Source organism: Chitinophaga filiformis (assembly GCF_900102545.1).
Lineage (GTDB): Bacteria > Bacteroidota > Bacteroidia > Chitinophagales > Chitinophagaceae > Chitinophaga > Chitinophaga filiformis.
The window spans coordinates 205,862-229,069 of the sequence record NZ_FNBN01000010.1 but is presented as its reverse complement, the minus strand read 5'-3'; the positions used below and the strand labels follow the sequence as shown (position 1 = coordinate 229,069).

General features: G+C 46.7%; 2 protein-coding genes. Both read left to right on the top strand.

Going from position 1 to position 23,208, the window contains the following annotated elements:
• Positions 1-10 precede the first annotated feature (10 nt).
• On the top strand, positions 11-10,705 hold the full coding sequence (locus BLR32_RS29765) for a non-ribosomal peptide synthetase (RefSeq protein WP_089837583.1): 10,695 nt from the start codon (positions 11-13) through the stop codon (positions 10,703-10,705).
• Positions 10,706-10,744: 39 nt separating this feature from the next.
• Positions 10,745-23,188 (top strand): non-ribosomal peptide synthetase, encoded by a 12,444-nt coding sequence (locus BLR32_RS29760; protein WP_089837581.1) that lies wholly within the window; start codon positions 10,745-10,747, stop codon positions 23,186-23,188.
• The last annotated feature ends 20 nt before the right edge of the window (positions 23,189-23,208 follow it).

Genomic DNA, 23,208 nt, shown 5'->3' with positions numbered 1-23,208 from the left:
GAACAGATCTATGGAAAATATATTTCAAGTTTCTCCTTTACAAAGGAGGCTAATGACGTTGGCTGCCGCCGGACAGGAAGGAATGGGCCATGCATGTAGTATCTACCTGTCTGGTACACCAGATAAAGCACGTTGGGCCACAGCCCTGAACCGCATTGTATCACGGCATGATATTTTCCGGACAGCATTTGTCAGCAGCCCCTATGTAGCGTTTGCCTGTCAGCAGGTGGCGGAGGAAATGCAGCTTATCCTGGAAATAAGATCGGTTACAGCACTTGATGAAGCAGTAAGTACTGCTATCCGGGAAATTGTTGCCGGCAAAGCAACAATAGCGGCAACGCTGTTATTAGCAGAAAACGGGCAATCTGTCCTGGTATTGGGTATATCAGCCATGTCCGGAGATCTGATCACACTACAGCATATTGTCGAAGAACTGATTGCGTGGTATGAGACCGGGGAAGACATTGCTACGGATAACGTAGCATCATATATCCAATATTCGGAATGGCACAATCAGTTGCTGGAAGAAGGTGATGAAGATGCACGTGCTTTCTGGAAAGATAATGACATTCAGCAGCAGCGATATGTTTTTCAGGCCAATACGCTGCATCAACCACCTGTTCATCCGGCTACATATACAACAGGCATTACCGGCAGTTTATTGCAGGAACTGCATGCCTTTTGTGATCAGCAACAGTTGCAGACTGAAGAGGTATTACTGGCATGCTGGTATTTGTTGCTGGGCAGGTATACGGCCCATGCTGATCCTGATCTGGGGAAGATAGAAAGTTGCCGGAGTTATGAAGCGTTTGAAAAGATCAGTGGTCCTTTTGCGCAGATATTGCCGCTACGGGTAGCTATCAGCCGGGAACAGTCTGTGTTGGAAGTGATCGGCTTACTGGCCGGTAAACTGGAAGAAATAAGGCAATGGCAGGATATGTATGCACCTGATGAAGTTACCTCCCTGTTGAAAGGAGCGTATTCCTTTACGAAAGCTGGTTTTGGCTTTACAGATGGGCGGACATGGATACCTGTTGCGTGGCGTACAAAGTATCGTATAGGTGATACATATAGTTATGCTGACAGGAATTTACTGGCATTGAATTGTCAGCAAGGTACAGATCGTCTTTCACTGGTGTGCTATTATGAGCCTGAGAATGTGCCTTCAGTGAATGTACATGCACTGGTGGATTCCCTGAAAGAGCTGTTGTCTGGTGTAGTGAGTGGTCGTATAACTACCGTAGCTCAAGCACAGGATATTTTCCCCGGAGAGTATGAGACTATTGTACATCATTTTAGTAAAGAACTAAGCGGTGTACCTGTTGAAAAGACTTTGCCGGAGGCATGGATGGCACAGGTAAAAGAGCGCCCTCAAGGAATAGCTGTTGTGTATGAAGATACTACCCTCACTTATCAGCAGCTGGATGGGCAGGCCAATCAGCTGGCACATTGTCTGGTAGAAAGCCATGGCTTACAACCCGGTGATAAGGTTGTCGTACAGTTACCACGTAGTGCGGATATGATGGTGGTATTAATGGGTATCCTGAAAGCTGGTGGCAGTTATGTGCCGGCAGATATGACATTACCTGGAGAGCGTTTACAGTATATCATTGAAGATAGTCATGCAAAATTGCTAATCACTGCTCAGGCTCATACCAGTGACCACACTGTTGTAACAACCCCTGCTGCCTTGCTGGCGGCAGCAGCAAAATATGCTACTACTACCCCCGGGATAATAGTATCTCCGGAGATGGTATGCTATAGTATCTATACTTCCGGTACCACCGGCAAACCCAAAGGAGTAGAGGTTACACATGCTAATCTTGCAAATTACCTGCAGTGGCTTGTACGCGAATTTTCCATCAATGCGAATGACAGCACACTTATTTTCTCTTCCATTGCTTTTGACCTGGTCTATACTACTTTGTGGTCTTCCCTGTATGCAGGTGCAAAAATGTACATATTGTCGGATTCAGAGCAGTGGAGCCTGGAAACGCTGGCAGACGCTATTACAGAAAATCGGATCACTTATATAAAGCTAACGCCTTCCCATCTTGGATTGATAGTGAACCATCCTGAATTTGAGAAGGTAGTAGCGGGATTTTCCCTGCGCCTGATTGTTTCCGGTGGAGAAATGCTATCTCCTGCTTTCCCTGAAAAATATTTATCTGCCCATCCTGATTGCATTTTCGTAAATCACTATGGTCCTACTGAAACAACCATTGGCACTGTTTTTACACGCATTGATGCCACCAGTGTTAGCCATTTCCGAGATTTTCCTGTAATAGGAAGACCCATTACCAACAACCAGGTATATATACTGGATGAAGCTGGTAATGTAGTGCCGGCTGGTGTGCAGGGAGAGCTTTGTGTAGCTGGCGCCGGTGTGGCCAAAGGATACATTGGCGCTCCTGATTTAACAGCAGAGAAATTTATTACTCATCCGCTGGTGCCAGGCCTGCGCCTGTACAAAACGGGTGATCTTGCACGCTGGCAACACGATGGAAATATTGTATTCACAGGAAGAAAAGATCACCAGGTAAAGATCAGGGGATATAGAGTGGAGCTGCAGGAAATAGAGCAGGTGTTGAAGAGAATACCCGGTATCGGCAATGCTTTAGTGATCACTTACAAACATGATGGCAGTGATCACGTGGCTGCCTATTACACAGGACAGGAGCTGCAGGCGGTCAGTCTCCGGCAACAGTTGGAACGCTTTCTTCCCGCTTATATGATCCCTGCTGTATTGATCCATCTTGCGCAGTTTCCAATGACACCCAATGGCAAGATAGACAGGAAACAACTACCTGATCCTCGACTGCAGGTACAGGAAGGAAGCGCCATATCAGAACCTTCCTCTCCACGTGAACTTATTTTTGCCAAAGCATGGAAAGAAGTGTTGCGTTATGATCCTGTATCCCTTCGTGATAATTTCCTGCGTAAGGGCGGCGATTCTATAAAGGCTATCCAGCTCGTATCAAAACTGTTGAAAGAAGGTATTGCTATCAGGGTCTTTGATGTGTTCAGATATCCAGAGCTGGAACAGCTGATTAAAAATACAGCTGTGGGACAATCTGAAAATATGACATCTTATGAGACCGTTGCAGCTGCTGGTCTTACTCCTGTACAATCATGGTTGTTACATGGAACGCTCAAAAATGTACATCATTTTAATCAGTCGGTGCTTTTAAAGGGACGGTTTGAAACAGGGCTTATAAAAGCGGTACTTGATACTATTACCACACATCATGATGTATTCAGGGTCACTTTTCGTAAAGAAGACCAGCAATGGATGCAGGTGGTATCAGGACAGTATGCTCCTTTTACGTTGGAGGAAACTGATCTTCGGGAAGTAGCATATCCCTTTGCTGAATTAAGAAAACATGCGAATGCCCTACAGGCATCTTTTGATATTACTACAGGCCCTCTGTTGCGTGTGGGATTATTCCGAATGGCAGATGCGGATCGTTTGTTGATCGTGATGCATCATTTAATTACAGATGGCGTATCATGGCGCATCTTCCTGGAGGATATGGCTACGCTGATAGCACAAAGTGAGAGAAAAGATCAGATGACATTAGGCACGCCATCCAATGCCTGGCTGCAATGGTCTGCAGCCTTACAACAATATGCAACAGCTCCCGTGGTGAAGGAAGAGCTTTCCTACTGGCAGGCACAGGATGAAGCAGCAAGTGTTGCCGGGATTCCATTGAAGGCTGGTGATGGATCTGTAGAGAGAGATAGTCTCAGTTTTACACTGGATACTACTGTGACAGAATTATTACGCACCGGATTGCATGAACGCTGTGACGCTACGATGAATGAAGCCTTGCTGGCTGCTGTATCCAAAGGTCTTTCGTTGGTATACGATATGAAAAAAGTAGCGCTGGCAGTGGAAGGGCATGGTCGTATAGATATTATACCGGGGATGGATATTTCCAGAACAATAGGCTGGTTCACCAGTATTTATCCATTGGTACTCGATGCAGAAAAGGGAACAGATCCTATCGCACTTTTAAAGGCAACTAAACATACTTTAGCGCAGGTCCCTTCCGGAGGTGTGGGATATGGTATCCTGAAATACCTGGACAATCAACCCCTGAATAATGTACCGCAGGTTTGCTTCAACTACCTGGGACAATTCCATACCGGTGAGGATGATGGTCCATTCCAATTTGCTGAAGAGGAAAGAGGTATGGAAAGTGATCCGGAAAACCAGGGCGCCTTCCCGTTGAATATTACATCAGTGCTGAGTGGTGCGCAGCTGACGGTCGAATTCAATTATGATATGGCCCGTTTCAGCAGGAAAGCCATTCAACGTATTGGAGAAGAGATCAGATTAGTATTGCTGGATATTGCACATGCCTGTAATAAGCCTGCAACGGTAGCCTATAAGTACACACTGACGGGGCTCGCTGACCATATTATTCACTCGCTTGAACAGCGGTATCCTGTTGATGATGTTTTACCACTTTCTCCGTTACAGGCAGGATTGTTTTTCCATAGTAAGCAATCCTCGCGGTCAGATGATGCATACTTCCGGCAGCAAAGCTATCGGTTGAAGGGACGACTAGTGCCTTCAAAAGTGCAGCAGGTATTTGATCTGCTATTCCTGCGCCATGAGATATTGCGGGCGCTTTTTGAGGATGAAACTGTCGGACAACCGGTAATGGTCATTCTCAAAGAAAGGAAAGTTGATTTTGTATATACTGATCTTTCAGCAGAGACAGATGTGGAGGCTGCAGCAGCATCCCTCCGCTATGCAGATAAAGAAAGAGGATTTGACCTCGTGCATGATGTGCTGATGCGGGTAAGCGTATTGAAGCTGGCAGAAGAACTGTATGAGATCAACTGGAGTTATCATCATATTATCATGGATGGATGGTCATCTTCCATACTGGCCAATGAGTTTATGGAACTGTACGGCACGAAGGAAGTGACAGCGCATACAGCTGTACCTTATGGTAAGTATATCCGCTGGATCATGGAGAAAGATAAAACAGGCGCGGACAAATACTGGCAGGAATATCTTTCCGGATATGATTCATTGGCTACATTACCCGGGAAAAAGAAAAAGGGGCATGCTTATAAAAAAGCACAGCACACCATACAGCTATCAGCTGAAAAAACGACGGCACTGGCAGCACTGGCAGCTAACGAACAGCTGACATTGAACAGCGTGGTGCAGGTAGCCTGGGCTACTTTATTGGGACGTTATTCCTTGCAGGAAGACGTCGTATTTGGTGTGGTTGTTTCCGGCAGGCCACCTGAAATAGAAGATGTAGAGAGGATCGTAGGATTATTTATTAATGTGATCCCTGTAAGGGTGCAGGTGAAAGGGAACCGGTCGCTGATGGAACTGTGTCGCCAGGTGCAATATGAACAGGCGCAATCACAGATGTACCAGTATTCCCAGTTGGCAGATATTCAGGCTGCTGCGGGACCTGGGAAAGTATTGTTTGATCATTTCATAGGGTTTGAGAACTTCCCGTTTGAAGAAACCAATGCTGATACAGATCTATCAATAGCGTTGTCTTCCAATCAGGAAGAAACAACCTACGATCTGTATATCACCTTTGTTCCCGGTCGTCAGCTGACGGCTCATTTTTCCTACAATGAACATGTCTATGACCCTGCTTTCATCAGCGATATTGCCGGCAGGTTTACCCTGATCCTGGACCAGCTGATGAAAGACCATAGCCTGGGAGCTGGTGATATTGAACTGACAGATGTTACGGAACGCCAGCAGTTGTTGGAGGCACCCGCCGGTTTAATTGCTGCTGAAAAAGACCTGATCGCCTGTTTCGAAGAACAGGTCCTGTATGCTCCCGACTTACCGGCATTTAGTATCCGTCAGCATCAGTTGAGTTATCAGGAGTGCAATGCACAAGCTAACCGTCTGGCCAATTACCTGATCAAAGCAGGTATACAACCAGGACAATGTGTGGCCATATGGATGGCGCGTTCAGAATGGACGGTGATCGCTATGCTGGGTATATTGAAAGCGGGAGCAGCTTTCCTGCCAATTGACCCTGTATTGCCTGAGGATCGTATCAGTTATATGTTGCAGGAGACAGCAGCTGTAGTGCTGATCACAGATATGAATGAGATGTTCCGCGCGATGGGAGTCTTCAGTGGCCATCTGATAGCCCTGGATGTACAAATGGCAGATCTGGATACAGATGATACCAATCCTCAGGTAGCAGTTACGCCAGCAGACCTGGCCTATGTGATCTTTACCTCTGGATCCACAGGAAAGCCTAAAGGAGTCGCCATTACCAGGGGGAATTTTAATTATTACCTGGGATGGGCCAATCAGTATTATTTCTATAATAGCAGCGGGTTCTCATTCCCATTCTTTACCGCAGTAGGGTTTGATCTTACCCTTACCAGTATATTCTCAACCTTAATGAGGGGAGATACGCTTTATATCATGGGAGGGAATGAGACCGGTGATATCTTGCACGAGATATTTGACCAGGGAAGTAATATCAGGGCTGTAAAATTAACCCCCTCTCATATTAACCTGTTGCCTTTCCTGAATATACAGCGCACAGATGTGAGCCATGTGATCGTAGGAGGTGAGGCGCTTACCATAGAGCAGATACGGATCCTGCGCAATATCAATCCGGCTGTTCGCATCTTCAATGAGTATGGTCCAACAGAAACTACGGTAGGCTGTACAGTGTCGGAGATTCCATTCTATCCTTCCGGTATTACTATTGGCAAACCTATTGAAGGAACGCAGGTATTCATACTGGATCAGTATGGCAGATTGCAACCTCCCGGAATTCCCGGTGAAATAACGATAGCTGGTCCGGGCGTCGGAAAGGGTTATTTGCACCAGCCGGAAGATGACGGTCTTAAGTTTACTATCAGTACTTATACGGGGCAACGCATCTATCGTACAGGAGATAAAGGAAAATGGCTGCCTGATGGCGATCTCGCTTATATGGGCAGGATGGATGATCAGGTAAAGATACGTGGGCATCGTATAGAGCCCGGAGAGGTTCAGCAGTTGATAGATGAATGTGAAGCCGTGCAGGCCAGTACGGTGATCGTGGCAGAAGACAGCAAGGGCGAAAAGATGCTGGTAGCCTATGTGGTTTGGAAAGGGGTAGAAGCTGAAGAAAGCCTTATGCAGCAATTACAGGCCAGGGTGCCGGATTATATGCTGCCTTCCCGTTTTATCGCCCTGCATCATCTGCCGCTTACGGTGAACGGTAAGGTGGATAAAGCAGCCCTTCCTTCACCTGAGCCACATGGAGGTGCATCTGGTGGTTATGTAGCGCCTTCATCACTGCTGGAAGAAAGGCTGGTAGCGATCTGGGAAGAAGTATTGGATGTAAAGCATATCGGCGTGAATGATAACTTTTTCCAGCTGGGGGGACATTCGCTGAAGGTAGTGATGGTGATCTCGAAGATCGCCAGGGAACTGGGTGTGAAAGTGGATATCCGGGTAGTGTTCGATCAACCTACTATTGCCAGATTAGCTACTGTGATTCAGCAGATAGATAATACCAGCGTACAGGCTATTCCTTTATTACCTGAATCAGATTATTACGAAGTATCCAATGGCCAGCAACGTTTGTGGTTCATGGACCGGTTGGGGAAAGGAAGTACAGCATATAATATCACTGCACCTGTATACATCCATGGCGAGCTGCATAAGCCTGCACTGGAAAAGGCTTTTGCCGGTCTGATTGCACGGCATGAAAGCCTGCGCACAACCTTCCTGATGGAAGATGATATCCTTTATCAGCAGATACATCCTGTAGATACTTTCAATTTCAATATCGGTTACAATGATCTGCTGACTGTCGAACATAAAGAAGCTGCCGCTATCCGGATACTGGAGGAAGCAATGAATACTTCCTTCCACCTGGAGAAGGGCCCTTTATTCCGGGTACAACTGGTGCAGTTGCAACAGCAGAAAAGCCTGCTGATCATTTCCATGCACCATATCGTTTCTGATGGATGGTCAATGGAAATAATGATCCACGAACTGAGAAGCCTTTATCTTTCCTTCGTTACAGGCATACCTGCCAACCTTGATCCTTTACCGATACAGTATAAGGAATATGCCGCATGGCAGAACCTGCAGTTGCGGGAATCTCATATGCAGGATCACCGTAATTTCTGGCTTCAAAAGCTGGAAGGTGAATTACCGTTGCTGGAATTACCGACAGATGTTTCGCTCTCTAAAGAACAATCATCTGAAGGCAGGACAGTGAAGATCCTCTTTAGCCAACAGGAATCTGAGATCCTGCACAAACTGGGAGAAGAGCACCAGGCGTCTCTTTTCATGACCCTGGTAACGGCGGTGAAGGCGTTGTTATACTACTATACAGGGCAACAGGACCTGATCATTGGTATTCCCGTTTCGGGACGTGATAAAGCGGAGCTTGAATCTATGATCGGCTTCTTTGTGAATATGCTTCCTATCCGTACGAAGATCGGTGATGAAGATACCTTCTCCGCATTGCTGGAGAAGGTCAGGTTTAATATACTGGAAGCCTTCGATCACCAGGTCTATCCATTCGACCGGCTGGTGGAAGAGCTGGACCAGCCCCGGAATAATTTTCATTCGCCCGTGTTTGATGTGATTATTTCCCTGCAACACTCCCTGTTTACAAACAATCATACCGCTGTTCCTGGCGATATCCATATTGAACCGTTTGAGCTGCCTTCCAATTTAAGCAAGTATCATCTCTCCTTTAATTTCTCTGCAACAGATGAACAGCTGCAATTGGAGCTGCAATACAATACTGGTTTATTCCATGACGACAGGATAAGGAATATGATATCGCACCTTAAGCAACTGTTTTTGTCTGTGGCGGCGAACACGCATATTCCATTACAGGACATTAATTATTTATCTCCCAGGGAGATGACCATCCTCGAATCATTTTCGGGTAATACGCCTTTCCCATACCCTTCCACTGCCAGTATCCATTCGCTGTTTGAAGCGACTGCCAATCAATACCCTGAGGCTACAGCAGTAGTTTGTGAAGACAGGACATTGAGTTATCGCATGCTGAACAGTCTTACCAATAAGATGGCCAGGGCGCTGAGAACAACATTCGGCGCAAAAGTGCAGGATCGCATATTGCTACGCATGCAGCCGGGTGAAAATATGCTGGCCTGTATCCTGGCAGTATTGAAAGCAGGCGGCACGTATGTGCCGATAGACCCTGCTTATCCTGATGAGAATGTCCGGTTTATCATGGAAGACGCAGGTGCTGTATTGCAGATCATTGATGGGGATAAGGAGGGGACCCTTTCCGTTGCAGCATTGCTGGCTGCTTCGGAAACCTACCCTGATGATAATGGTGTTTGTGATGTAACCGCAGATGATATCGCATATATCATTTACACTTCCGGATCAACAGGCATCCCCAAAGGGGTAATGGTACCTCATCGTGGTGTAGTGCGTTTGGTAACAGGCAACGTTGTGCCGAGAACAGTGTATGGAAAACAGGCATTGCTTGCTTCCAGCTTTGGGTTTGATGGTTCTGTTGACAGTATTTACGATACCCTGCTGCATGGCGGTACTTTGCATATCGTATCTAAAGATCTTCTGCTGTCAATAGCCGCGCTGGAAGAGTATATCAAACAACAGCGTATCGAAACTATGTTTATTCCAACAGCTTTATTCAACCTGCTGATAGAACATGCGCCAGCCATAGGTCGTACAATGGACTGGATCATCTTTGGCGGAGAAGAAGCCTCTGTATGGCATGTCCGGAAATGTTTAGCAGAAGCAGGACCTCAATTTGTGCTTTATAATGTATATGGGCCTACAGAAAATACAGTTTATTCCACCATTTGTGCGATGACTGATGTTTCACAACCTGTTACCATTGGGAAACCTGTTTCCAATACATCCGTATTCATTTTTGATAAAGGGCTCAGACCAGTGCCTGTGGGCGTCGATGGAGAGATCTATCTGGGAGGGGCCGGGCTGGCTGCTGCTTACCTGAAGCGGGACGAACTGACAAAAGAGAAATTTATTGTACACCAGGGCATGCGTCTTTATAAGACCGGAGATAAAGGGAGATGGAGCCCGACAGGGGATGTTATTTTCAGAGGAAGGATAGACCGGCAGGTGAAAATAAGAGGATTCCGTATTGAGCCCGGAGAGATTGAATATGCCATTAAACAGTTGCCGGGTATACAGCATGTAACTGTGGCGGTGCAGGGTGCGGGGATAGAAAAAGCACTGGTCGCATGGCTCGTAATGGAGCCAGGTATGCCTGCCCCTGATCTGAAACAGGCCTTGGCTGAAAGACTGCCATTCCATATGATCCCGGCTGCGGTGGCTGTTATTGCCGAAGTGCCACTGAACGTAAATGGCAAGGTAGATCTTTCCAGATTGCCGGCCCCGGAAATGGCTCCCCTAAAGCAATATGTACCACCTGTCACTGCCACCGAGCAATTGCTGGCAGGTATCTGGGAGGATGTGTTGGGTATACGGCCTATCGGTATACACGACGATTTCTTTGATATTGGTGGCCATTCATTAAAAGCCACACAGATCATTGCACGTATTGTGAAAATGACGGGTCTTCATATTGATCTGAGAAAGTTCTTTGGGCAACCGAATATCTGCCAGCTGGCGATGCTGATGGATCAGCTACAATCTGAGGCGCCTGTTGCAACTGCTGCCAGGGGAGAGCAGGAAGTAGAAGAGTTCTTCCTGTAACCAACATTATCTGATACAAAACATTTAAAAGTATTATTGATGGAAAGGCTTATTGCTGACTTGAAAAAGCAACAGGTGAAGGTCATGCTGCAGGATGATAAACTGCGGCTGGTAGCGCCAAAAAATACCGTTTCTGAAGTATTGCTGGCAGAGATCAAAAATCACAGGAATGAACTGATTGCCTATCTGGAGAAATATCCCGATGCCTTTGAGGAAAAGGATGGAGTAACGATCACTGAAGAGCAGGATCATTATCCGGCATCAGACGCGCAGCGCAGGATGTGGGTACTAAACCAGTTTGGAGATAATAACAGGGCGTATAATATCCCCATGACATATATCATCCGTTCTCACGTCGAACCTGTCGCTTTTGAGCAGGCATTCAGACGGGTTGTGGAACGGCATGAGAGCCTGCGGACGGTGTTCGTTGAATGGAATGGGGAACTCCGGCAACGGGTGCTTGGTTCTGTTACTACGGCATTCCGTTTTGACTATATTGATCTGTGCCAGGCAAAGGATATAAACGCTGCTGCGGAAAATATCCTGCAACAGGAAGGACTTACCGTCTTTCCGCTGGAGCAGGGGCCATTACTGACAAGTAAGTTGGTGAAGACCGGAGAGCAGCAATTTTATTTCCTGCTCAATATGCACCATATCATTTCTGATGGATGGTCTATTGAAACTTTATTGAAGGAACTGCTTTTCTATTATAATAACCATGTAAATGGTACACAGCATACACTTCCTCCATTGACCATTCAGTACAGGGATTTTACAATCTGGCAACAACAGCTGTTGAGTGCGGGGAAATTGAGTGCTGCAGGTGCTTACTGGAATAACCGTTTCTCCGGAGGAGCACCTGTGCTGGATCTGCCGGCAGACAGGCCACGGCCACCTATTATGACAGCCAGTGGCCGGCAACAATGGTTCTCACTGGATGCCTCTCTCTCGGCTAAATTACAGGAACTGACAAGGCAGGAACGGGTATCCTGGTTCATGTTCTTTGTTGCCTCTTTTAAAGCTTTATTCTTTAAGTATACCGGGCAGGAAGATATCGTCATTGGTACACCAGTTGCTAATCGCACCAGTGAAGATATGAATGGACAGATAGGGCTTTATATGAACACCCTGGCCTTACGTACAAAGATTAGTGCTGAAGCGCCTTTCTCAGCCCTGCTGCACCAGGTAAAAGAAACAATCCTCGATGCCAGCACATACCAGGAGTATCCATTTGACCGATTGGTAGATGACCTCTCCCTAAAAAGAGACCTGAGCCGTTCTCCCTTGTTTGATGTCATGATAACCGTGCCTGCCGATGCTACCAGTATTGATGCGGGGATGTCTGATACTGATACTATGGACATTCATGCTATTCCTGGTAATACGGATACCGCGCAGTTTGATCTATCTATCGACGTGGTAAGGAAAGGGGCAATTTTTGATGTCAGCATCATTTATAACACAGATATCTTTGATGATTGGCGCATTACAAACATGTTCAGCCATTATCATCAATTGTTAGCCGCTATTGTCAGCCAGCCGGCATCTCCTTTATATGCCCTGGAGCATTTAACAGCTGAGGAAAAGGAACAATTGATCTATGGATTTAATGGCTCTGGTCAACATGCACCTGTCCCCGATAAAAGCTATGTTGAATACTTTGAAGAACAGGTAAAGCAAACACCACATCATATCGCGATACAGTGTGGAACAGAAACGCTGACATACAGCCAGCTCGATGCCTTGTCTGACCAGCTGGCCCAATGGCTGCTGGCGCAGGGGTTAAAGAAGGGCGATTTCGTTCCATTATTATTTGAGCGTTCTATCGATACACTGGTAAGCATAATAGCCATTTTCAAAGCAGGTGGTGCATTTATGTTACTCGATCCTGCTTATCCTTTAAAACGCATGATTGACCTGTTGACAGATACCCGGGCAGGTATACTGATCACCCGCTCAGCTAATATCAGCGAATGGCCCGCTTTCTGGGAAAGTGTGGCTGCAGCTACTGAACTGCAAACCATATTATTGCTGGATCGGGCTACATCGTCTTCAGTTGGCAACCTAAGGCTTGCCGGAACGGATGAATATAGCCATCATCCTGCTATAAAGCCAGCGGTAAAGCTCCTGCCGGACGATACCAGTTTTATTATTTATACCTCTGGTTCTACCGGAAAACCCAAAGGTGCACTGAATCTGCACATTGGTATGGTCAACCATTGTCAGATTATGATCCGCCGGTTTGAAATAGATGAAAATAGTGTAGTGGCACAAACAGCACCGGTAAGTTTTGATATTTCCGTATGGCAGTTAATTACAGGTGTACTCACCGGCGCGAAGACAGTGATCTATCCACAGTCATTGATCCATAACCCTGCTGCCTTACTGAGAGAAATGCAAAAGGACCAGGTGACAGTACTACAATGGGTGCCGTCTTACCTGACAGCTATCCTCCAGGAGCTGGCGCAATATCCTGATGAGAACTTTTTCCCTGCCCTGAAATACCTGATCTTATGTGGAGAAGCCATCCGCCCTTTACTGGTAAAGGAATGGTTCAGGTATTATCCCCGCGTGAAAGTAGCCAACGCTTATGGACCTGCAGAAGCTTCGGATGATGTAACAATGAATGTGGTCAGTGCAGCCACCTTTGATGATAAGATCAGCATTGGTAGGCCGGTAGATAATTGCCGTATCTATATACTCGATAAATATCACAGGTTATGTCCTGTAGGACAGATAGGAGAGATCTGTGTGGCAGGTATCGCTGTCGGCGGTGGTTATCTCAATGAACCGCAAAAGACAGCGGCGGTATTTCATAAAGATCCTTTTACATCCGTCGGTCAAATGATGTATTGTACAGGAGATCTGGGATATTGGCTGCCTGACGGCAATCTTGAATTCATTGGCAGGAAAGACCACCAGGTGAAGATCAGGGGCCAGAGAGTAGAGCTGGGAGAAGTGGAAGTGCTGTTGCTCCGGCATCCGGCCATAAAACAGGTGATCGTGCTGGATATAATCGATGAGCAACAGAACACGGACCTGGTTGCTTTTATAGTGGCTGCACCGGAAGCAGAAAATCCTGATACCACTACCATCAAATCATGGCTCGAACAACAGGTACCCGCCTTCATGGTACCTTCCCGGTTTCTTGTGCTGAATGAAATGCCATTGACCGACAATGGTAAAGTAGACCGTAAGCAATTAAGGCAAACCATCCATGATCAGCAATACCTGGCAGAGGAACAACTGGTCGCACCGTCGAATGAGAGAGAAAAACAATTGTTGAAATTATGGCGGGAAATATTGCGCCTTGACCGTATATCTGTGACTGCCAACTTCTTTGATATCGGTGGTCATTCATTAAAAGCGGTCAGGTTGATTTCTGCTATTTATAAAGAAATGGGTTGTCGCCTGGACCTAAAGGATATATTTATCAATGCGACTATTCAAAAGCAGGCGGCATTATTAAAAGACCAGCATATTCATGCATATACTTCCATACATCCCGTTCCTGTACAGGAATATTATGATGTATCTCATGCGCAGCGCAGGATCTGGCTGTCAGAGCAGATCCATACCACTGGTGCGTATAATATTCCTGAATCTTTTGAACTGATAGGTGATATTGACGATACATTGTTCGACAAGGCGTTCCGCTATCTTATTCAACGGCACGAAATATTACGGACAACTTTTATTACCGTTGATGGTGTACCCAAGCAGGTTGTACATCCCGTTGCCAATTTCCCTTTCAGGGTGGAGCTGACAGACCTGCGTACGGTGGCCGATAAAGAGGCCGTGGCGTCAAAGCTGGTAGATCAGGAGGCCTGGCGCCCTTTCCGGCTTGACACAGCGCCTTTAATGTATGCACGGCTGATTCAGATGGAAGATCAGCGGTATATTTTCATCTTTACCATGCATCATATTATTTCTGATGGATGGTCCCTTGATATTATTATACGGGAAGTACTGACTGTTTACAGGGCTTATCTTGCCGGTAAGGAACCGGATCTGGCGCCGTTGAGAATACATTATAAAGATTATAGTGCATGGCAGCTGGCTGCATTATCCGGGGAGCCATATCATGCTCATAAGGATTACTGGATGTCCCGGTTTGCAGACGGCGTTCCTGTGTTGGAACTTCAGACAGACGCGGTAAGACCTTCACGAAAAACATACAATGGGGCAACGGTAAACAGCCGGCTAAGCAGGGAACTCAAACTGGGACTGGAGCAATTGGGAAGAAAGGCTGATGCTACGATGTTTATGTTGATGATCAGCGCAGTGAATGCTTTGCTGTATAAATATACCGGACAGGAAGATATAGTGACGGGGGCATCGGTGTCGGATAGGGATCACCCTGAGCTGGAAGACCAGATAGGGTTCTTTGTCAACATGCTGCCATTGCGCAATAGGTTTAATGGGGATGATAGTTTTATTGCGCTGTTGAATACAGTGAAGGGCACTACTTTGGATGGATTTGCCCACCAGGTTTATCCCTTCGATATGATCGTGGATGATCTGAAGCTGGAAAGGGACCTGAGCCGGAATCCGCTTTTTGATATTGCGATCACCATGCAGGATACGGATACAGGCGAAGATGCTGTGGCGTTGCTGGAAGACATCCGGGTGAATGACTATAGCAAGAAAACCAAGCTGGCAAAGTTTGATCTTACCTTCTTCTTTGCATCGCATGATGGAGGCATAGAAATGACGGTCCTTTACAACACAGACCTGTTTAGTGAACACAGGATGCGGAGGATGACAGCGCATTTTGAGCAGTTGTTGCAGGCGGTGGTAAAAATGCCTGATCAGCCATTACGCTTTGTACCATATCTGACGGCGCAGGAACTGGAAAGGATCATGAGATTTTCTGTTCCTCCGGTACCTGTTACCAATGTTGGTTTGCTGGTGCATGAAATGATAGAAGAGCAGGCAAAACTGCATCCGGATGAGGCAGCGGTTATTTATAAAGGAACGCGTCTCTCTTATCAATCATTGAATGAACAGGCGAATCAGCTAGCGCATTACATGCGCCAGCAACTGCAGATTAAACCTGGTGATCTGGTGGGCGTAATGATGGAGCGTTCTGAAAAAATGATCATCAGCTTATTGGCGATTATGAAAGCCGGTGCTGCATGGCTGCCTATAGAAGTGTCTTTCCCCGATAGAAGGAAAGCACTTATCCTCGAAGATGCGTCGCCCGTATTGCTGATTACGGAATCGAACTATATGTTCAGCCTGGATTATTACAGTGGTCAGCTTTTCATTACCGATATTCAATGGGGTGATCTGCCGCAGGAGAAGGATAACCTTGTCCTCATGCAAACTCCGGAAGATCCTGTTTATGTAATTTATACATCCGGTTCTACAGGCAAGCCTAAGGGAGTCACCATCCCTTATCGTGCCCTTGCGGCCTATGTGAGCTGGTTTAAAACGATATTTGATACAGGTTTGGGCGACAGTACGCTGATGCTGTCTTCTATTGCCTTTGACCTTGGCTATACCAGTTTGTGGGGCGCGCTCACAACTGGGGCCTCTTTGGTAATAGGTAAAGGAGGTGACTATTTTGACCGGGAAGAATTTGTGCAATTGCTCATAGATGAAAATGTCACTTTCCTCAAACTGACGCCTTCGCATCTCGATGTACTGGTGAATGATCCTGCATTTGGCGAAGAGGCTCCCCGGATGAGTTTACGGCTCATTATTACCGGCGGTGAAAGTATCCGTCCGGATGATATTCATACCTTATTGCAGGCATTCCCTCAATGTAAGGTGGTGAACCATTATGGGCCTACTGAAACAACCATTGGTACGCTGGCCGGTGTGTACGATAAAGAGCGTCCTGTCTTAGGCCGGCCGATAGCGGATAACAAGGTATTTATACTCGATTCGGGGTTGCAACACCTGCCGGTGGGGATCACAGGAGAGATCTGCGTAGCGGGAACTGGTTTAGCCATCGGTTACCTGCATCAGGAAGCATTGACACAGCAGAAATTTGTAAGGGCTCCATGGGGAGAAGGAGAACGTTTATACCGGACCGGCGACCTGGGATATTATACAGAAGGTGGTGAAGTCGTGTTTGTAGGCCGCCGGGATAACCAGGTGAAGATTCGTGGATACCGTGTGGAAACAGACGATATAGAGGCGGTACTACTAAGACATGAAGCTATCCGGAATGCGCTGGTGATTGCTTTGAAACAGGAAGAGCAATATTCCCTGGTGGCTTATTATCAGGAGAGTATTCCCCTTACGGAGGATATCCTGAGGGACTATCTGAAGGACACATTGCCGGACTATATGATACCGGCCACTTTTATACAGGTGGAGGAGTTCCCGTTAACAGCAAACGGAAAGATAGACAGACGGTTGTTGCCGTTGCCGGGAGGTGCAAAGAAGATTGTCATGCAGGCGGCCAGAACACTGATAGAAGAAAAGCTGGTGGAAGTATGGAAAGAGGTATTGGGACATGCGGAGGTCAGCACGCTTGCTAATTTCTTTTCAGTGGGCGGCGACTCTATCAAAGCGATCCAGGTGGCTTCCAGGATGAGCCGCGCCGGATTCAGGATAGGTGTAAAAGAGATCTTTGAAAATCCTGTGCTGATCGATCTGGCGAGGTATGTAAAGGAGATTGCCAGAACAGCTTCGCAATTGCCTGTACAGGGTGTGATGCCATTGACGCCTATTCAGCAGCGCTTCCTGGCGTCTGGTTATTTGCAAATGCAGCATTACAATCAGAGTGTCCTCTTCAAAGCCGGGCACCGGTGGTCAGAACAAGGGTTGCGTGATGTCTTTGCTATTATTCAGACACATCATGATGCACTTCGCATCACGTTCAGACAGAATGTTGCCGGTCATTGGATTGCGGAGAATAAAGGCCCTGAGCTGCTACCGGATATTACCAGGATTGATCTTCTTACAGCCGCTGAACCATTGCAGGATATGGCCCTTATCGCCGATCAGTTGCAGGCATCTATTGACCTGGAACATGGCCCGCTGATGAAGGTGGTGCTGTTCCAACTGCCGGATGGCGACAGGTTGTTGATCATTGTACATCACCTGGTGATGGATGGTATATCCTGGAGAATATTGAGTGAAGATATTCAGTCTTTATATGAGCAATATGAAAAAGGACAATCCCTTGCCTTGCCATTAAAGACAGATGCTTATAAATTATGGGCAGAAAAGTTACATGCCTATGCACAAACAGATGATTGCAGGCAGGAGTTGAAATACTGGCTATCGCTGACTGAACAGCCATTGCCTTCTTTGCCCAGGGATCATGAGATTGTGTCTAATACATTGGCAGATAGAGGGGCGGATACTTTTGAGCTGGATGAAGCTACAACGGTACAGTTATTAGAGAAGGTACCCAATGCATTTGGTACTGAGGTGAATGATATCCTGTTGACGGCGCTGAGCTGCGCACTGGAGAAAACATTCAATATCCGCAAATGCCTTGTTGCGCTGGAAGGTCATGGCAGAGAAGAGATATTCGGCGAAGAGGTAGATATCACCCGTACCATCGGATGGTTCACCAATGTGTACCCGGTGCTACTGGATATTTCACGGGCAGATACACTTTCCAGGAAGATCATACATGTAAAGGAATCCCTGCATCGTGTGCCACAGAAAGGGATCAGGTACGGAATATTGAAATACCTGGGAGACGAGGCTACACAACAGGCATTACATACGCAACAGCAACCTGTCATCAGTTTTAACTACCTGGGAGAGTTTAAGCCCGGATTGGCGCTGGCCGAAGAAGATCATGGGCGTAATACGGATGAAAGCTGGAACGCATTTTATTCCCTTGATGTTGGTGGCATTGTCATCAATAAAAAGTTGCAACTTTCCATAGAGTATAATGTAAAGGAATATGATGCTGCTACAATAGATACCCTTATCCAGGCTTACAAAACATCTCTGCTGGAAGTGATCAGCAACTGTCTGCAACAGCAAAAACGGATATTGACGCCCTGCGACCTGACCTTTAAAGATATACCGGAAGCGTTGCTGGAGAAACTGACAAAAGAAATGGATATTGAAGATATATATCCATTGTCGCCGCTGCAGGCAGGTATGCTATTCCTGGCAGGCGTGCAGACAGAAGATGCCTATTACCGTCAGGTATATTATTCTTTAAAGGGGCAGTTGCAGGAAAAGTTTGTGGAGAAAAGCTTACAGGGGCTATTTGTGCGACATGATATACTGCGGACGGCATTCTCAGAAAACCTTACGGATACGCCGCTTCAGATCGTGCTGAAAAACAGGAAGCCTTTCTTTAAATTTATTGATCTGTCAGACAGTGAGCCGGCTGCGCAGCGATCATATGTGGATGCATACAGGGCATCCGATAAATCGCGGGGCTTCAGGCTGGATAAAGATGTTTTGATGCGGATGACGGTGTTCAAATTATCTGACAGTGAGTTTGATATTGTATGGAGTTATCATCATATCCTGATGGATGGTTGGTGTTCAGCTATTCTCATCAATGAATTCTTTGAGCATTATAATGCTCTTTTACAGGGGGTAACACCTGACCTCAATGCAGTAACTCCTTACAGGGATTATATCCTGTATCTGGAAAAACAGGATAAGGCGGCTTCGCTGGCGCATTGGCGCAAATACCTGTCAGGATATACTGAACTGGCTACACTGCCTGCCTGGAAGCAGGTATTAACTACACAGTATGAAGAAGGTAAGGTAAGCTTGCATATTCCTGAGCAGCTGACAAAGACGCTGCATACAATTGCTGCCGGAAAAGGTGTTACACAGAACGTACTGCTGCAATCAGTATGGGGGTTGTTGTTAGGTCTTTATAATAACCGTGAAGATGTGGTGTTCGGCGCCGTTGTTTCCGGAAGACCGGAGGTGATACCGGGTATTGAATCGATGGTCGGCCTTTTTGTAAACACGATCCCTGTAAGGGTTCGTTTTGAAGATGATCAGACATTTTCAGACCTGCTGTATCAAATGCAGGTACAACAGGTAGCCAACGCCCCCTATCATTACTGCCAGCTTGCAGATATCCAGCGGGTATCAGATGCAGGTACACAATTACTGGATCATATCATGGTCTTTGAAAATTATCCGCTGGCGGAAAAGGTAGATGAGCAGGTAGCCACTATCAACGAGCGCGATAAAGGAGTATGGCAGTTTACTATAGACAATCTGGAATACGAAGAACGTAGCCATTATAATTTTTATCTGATCATCACACCGGGAGAAACCATTTCGGTGCAGTTCGGATATAATCAGCAGTATTATGACAGCGCACTGGTAGAACAGCTTTCCAGGCATTTTTCCTCATTACTGGGAGCGATCGCGGCAGATCCCGAACAGCCGCTCAGTAGGTTGTTAGGGCTTACGCTAAAAGAACAGGCATCGCTATATGTTCATTTGCCCTATAATAGAGAATCAACGATTTTAGAGGAGTTCCGGCAGATGGTAACTGCTTATCCGGATGCTGTTGCTGTTATCAGTGAAACCGCCCGGCTTACCTATAATCAGCTGAATGATGCTGCCAGTAAAGTTGCTGCTTATCTGCTGCAACATAAGCAGGTTAGCAAAGGAATGCCGGTGGGTGTGATGACTGACAGGTCAATATACATGCCGATTGCTATTTTGGGCATCCTGAAAGCAGGGGCGGTGTATGTACCTATTGATCCTGCATATCCACTCCAACGGAAGATGAGTATTATCTCTGACACAGGGATGCAATACCTCTTAAGCGATCTGAAAGAAGAATTACCTGCATGCGAGCTGTTATCTGTGCAGGAGCTCATCCAGTCGAATGAACCTGCCACCGGTATCCATGTACAGGCCGATGATCTGGCTTATATCATATATACATCGGGATCTACCGGAGTCCCTAATGGCGTAATGATCCATCATCGGGGTGCTGTCAACATGGTGGTCAGTCAGCGGCATTATTTTAAAATATCACCTGATGACAGGATATTGCAGTTTGCCTCTCTTTCTTTTGATGCCTCTGTATGGGAATGTATGATGGCGCTCCTTTCCGGAGCCTCCCTGGTAATGGCGGACAAAGCAGTGATCGAAGATCCCCGTCGCTTTGCTGATTATATTTCAGCACAGCAGGTGACGGTCATGACCTTACCGCCGGTCTATCTTTCTGTGCTGCCGGAAACGGCCCTGAAAGGGATACGGGTACTGATCACAGCAGGTGAGGAAGCACGTGTCAGGGATCTCACTGCCTATAGTGCCACTATGGATTGTTGGAATGCTTATGGTCCTTCAGAGTGTTCTGTATGTGTGTCTATGTACAAAGTGTCGCCCGAAGACGAAAACAGACCCCGTGTTCCTATCGGAGCGCCGATAGGCAACACCCGTGTATATATCATGGACCAGCATCACCGCGTATTACCTGCCGGCGTTACCGGCGAGATTTGCGTAGAAGGTGATGGTGTGGGAACAGGTTACTGGGGTCGTGAAGAACTAACCGCCAAAAAGTTCATCACTGTCGACGGCAGGCGTTTATATCGTACAGGAGATGTAGGGCGCTGGTTGCCTGACGGAAACCTTGAATTCCTGGGAAGGGTAGATGACCAGGTGAAGATAAGGGGCCACCGTATTGAGACAGGAGAGATCCTGAATACGATCCGGCAATACCCAGGTGTAACAGAAGCCTTTGTTACTACCGGTACCTCAGGTGAGGATAAATACCTGGTTGGTTATTTTGTGGCATCTCCTGTTGTAAAAGATGAGCTGTTGTTTAAATATCTCCAGGATGCCTTGCCTGCATATATGGTTCCTGCAAACATGATCAGGCTGGATAAATTCCCGCTCACACCTAATGGTAAGATAGATAAGAAGGGATTGCCAACCGTGCAGGAAAAAACACATGCTGATACGCGCACATTGCCTGTCACTACAGAAGAAATTTTGCTCGCAGAAATATGGGAGAAGGTATTGGGAAGGACCAGTCCTGTCAGCGCTGATGATAATTTTTATCAGGTAGGTGGCGATTCCATCAAGGCTATGCAGATAGCAGCCCGTCTTCACAGGATGGGATATGGCACGACCGCCCGCGATATTTTACAATATCCTGTGCTGTCGCAATTGGCAACTACTTTGAAGAAAGACAGACAACAGGCAGATCAGTCGGCAGTAAGCGGAGAACTACCTTTAACCCATATTCAGCATTGGTTCTTTGAGAACGGCGGGCCGGTGCATCACTTTAACCAGTCTGTCACACTACGCTTTAAGGAGAAGGTAGCTCCTGATATTTTGAAGGAGGTCCTAAGAAGATTGCAGGTCCATCATGATGCATTACGAATGACCTTCACGTTGCAGAACGGTAAATGGATCCAGCAGAATCAGGGGCCCGAGCTCGCACTGTTCTGGCAGGAGCATGATCTTAGTGGCAGTATAACGCCGCAGGATGATCTGGCAATGTGGTCAGCGCATTATCAACGATCGCTCAACCTGGAAACAGGCCCCCTGATGAAACCTGTTTTGTTCCATATGTCAGACGGCGACCGGTTGTTGATCGTCATGCATCACCTCATAGTAGATGGCGTATCCTGGCGTATCCTGCTGGAAGATATTCATACCTTATGTCTTCAGCTGAAGGAAGGAGAGGAGCCTGTATTGCCGCCTAAGACCCATTCTTACCTCCACTGGGCAACGTCATTATTACAATATGCTGATAACTCCGCATTGTTACAGGAAAAGGCATACTGGTCGCACATTGCTTCACAGTTTAATGGCGAGCGCAGGAAATACCGGTTGGATGAACTTCACCAGCATCGGTTTATCCTGGACAGAGATACTACCACCGCTTTAACCGGAGCGGCCAATGCTGCATTCCAGACAGAAGCGAATGACCTGATAATGGCAGGTTTTGCCTTAGCCATGAAAAAGGTGTTCGGCACGGCCCCCCTGCTTTTATCTATGGAAGGGCATGGCAGGGAACAGATCGTTCCCGGTATTGATGTAGGACGTACAGTAGGATGGTTCACTTCTCTTTACCCGTTGATGATCACCATCGGGGATGATATCAGGAATGCGATCATTCATACTAAAGAGTCGCTGCGGAGTGTGCCTGCGAAAGGAATCGGTTATGGCGTGCTCAGATATCTTACGCCGGGAGCATTGCCGGGAGGTTATCCTGCTATCAGTTATAATTACCTTGGCCAGTTTGATGAAGTGGCCTCCCTTGAGCTGTTTGAGATAACAGGTGAGGAAGGACCAAACTTCAGTAATGACAGGGAATGGGACTTCCACCTTTCCATATCTTCTTTCATTAAGGATGGCAGCTTGTCTTTCAATCTCGCCTATCATTCCGGATTATTTACGCATGAATCGATCCGCCAGCTGGAGATAGCGATAGCTGATGGTTTAAAGGACATTGTTGCCTATTGCGCAGACAGGGAACAGGTAGCTACTCCAAGTGATATGACCCTGAAAGGCTTGTCTATGAATGAGCTGGACCTTCTTAGCAAAGGCCTGCATTAACTCAGATCTTAAAAATATTC